General features: G+C 38.0%; 2 protein-coding genes. Both read right to left on the bottom strand.

Annotated elements, in window-relative coordinates; translation table 11 throughout:
- Positions 1-305 precede the first annotated feature (305 nt).
- On the bottom strand, positions 306-1,097 hold the full coding sequence (locus tag C7H19_RS25100) for a hypothetical protein (RefSeq protein WP_106459621.1): 792 nt from the start codon (positions 1,095-1,097) through the stop codon (positions 306-308).
- Positions 1,078-1,290: a hypothetical protein gene (locus C7H19_RS25095; protein WP_106459620.1), complete on the bottom strand. Its 213-nt coding sequence runs from the start codon at positions 1,288-1,290 to the stop codon at positions 1,078-1,080. Before C7H19_RS25095 ends, C7H19_RS25100 begins: the two co-directional genes overlap by 20 nt.
- Between the last annotated feature and the right edge of the window lie 545 nt (positions 1,291-1,835).

The raw sequence follows: 1,835 nt of genomic DNA, 5'->3' as shown, positions 1-1,835 counted from the left end.
AGCTCTGATCTTTTTCTACCTATGAAGCCCTCAACCTCATATATATACTTTATTTTGCTGTTCATCACCCCTTGAGGGAATCCCCTCAAAAAACTTTCTTGGGCTTTTCTATTTAGAGTTATAATAGGCGGTAAGGCAGCAGCCAACGGGTGAAAGCAAATGAGAGTCGGTTATGGGAGAGCAAGTACGATGGATGGACAGACTATGCTCCGAGTCAAAAAAGAAATTGGGATAAGCAATCAGGTATTCTTATCTGTCTGTAATCCTGAAAAGCTATATGCAAATATACAATAAATGTACAAGTTTTAATCAGGTTGGACTCTTTCCATCAAAGTTTGATAACGTGAACGTTTAGATTCAAGTTGTTTTTTTAGCTGAGGCCATCTAACAGAGTAGAACTGCTGTCCTTTGGGTTCGGCTATTAATAGCTCACAATTAAGAGGGATCGCTTTTTCAAGATAAATAGAGTGGTGATACCATACCGAAAGTCCAATTTCATTTAAAGCATTGGTCATCAATCTTTCAGTTAATTTCAGGAAAGGTCTTAAAGCTTGCTGTTGAGCTAGATCTAGTAAAAATTGATGCAGACACAAAATGGACATCTTTACGTGTTTAAGATCTTGACGGCCTTGCTGTGGCAAGCTTTGAAGACATTTAAGCTTTCCTTCCAAACATAGGATCGGATGTAAAACCTTAAGAGTAATCCCTTGAAGACTTTCTTTTCCCTCAAAAGGGATGGCTGTACTGACAATTTCTACCTCATTAAGTCCGTAAACAGTAGCCAGAAAATCGATCCTCAGTTTTCGTTGTTGATAATCAACCGTCAAAATGCCAGCGTTGGGGCTGGGGTCGAAACCTTGAGCAAGATAAATCTGTCCACCTAAAATTTGATGGCAAGCGAGCGCATCAAGACGACCGCCATAAAAATCGAGATCTTCACTGGCAAAAGGAAAAAAATTTTCTAACTGGGGAATTTTAGCTTGATAAAAACTTGCCCACAGATTGATTGCTTGTCCTCCGACAAGAATGATTTCCGACTCGGACTCTTGAAGTTGAACCAGAAGAGAGCGCAGGTTTTCAGGAGTCAGTGAAGTCATCGTCGATTAAAGATAAAGATTCGTCCCATGTCAGGTTTTGAGGAGCAACAGACCAATGAGAAGAATAAATAGATGAAGCAGCAATTTTTTGTGCTTCAAATGGAGGCATTGCTAGTAACTGCTTTCTCGCTTGTACCTTCTCGTGATCTAATTGTTGTTGCTGTTCTCGATCAAGTCTAATCAAATTATCCATTTAAAAAGCTAAATTTAAGTTAGTTATATTATACAAGTATAGTTGAGAACTGTCAAGTTAGTTCACTTAGCGATTCAAATATTAGAAAGCTTTTTGGGATCTTGTACTTCGAGCGAGCTATAATAATCAATAAGCACATCTAACTCAATAGTAGTAGGCGATGCCAACGGCACGCTGCGCGATCGTGTATGAAAGCACAAACTCTAAAAGAAGTCGAAAAGCGAAACGGAATGACCCATCAGGATTTCTTATACGTTCCTGTGCTTGACCTGCTTTTATACAAATATTCGATAAATGTACAACAGGATTTAATATCTTTTTATACTAATGAGCAGACTAGAGAAAATGCCATCTTCAAGATAATAACTGCAATCACGTCAAACGAATATCCCGTAAGCGTTGTACGCTCAGATTCAAGTGTATATACAAGTGATGTAAATGTATGTATAAGCGGGATCATTAGAAATGTACAAATGTATAAGAAAGATTGAATGTATAAGACTTAGTTATACAAGAAGATTAGGGTCTTAAGACGTTTTCTTTGT

Origin of the sequence: Aphanothece hegewaldii CCALA 016 (genome assembly GCF_003007785.1) — a bacterium.
GTDB lineage: Bacteria > Cyanobacteriota > Cyanobacteriia > Cyanobacteriales > Microcystaceae > Chroococcus > Chroococcus hegewaldii.
This window is presented reverse-complemented; position numbering and strand designations above follow the sequence as displayed.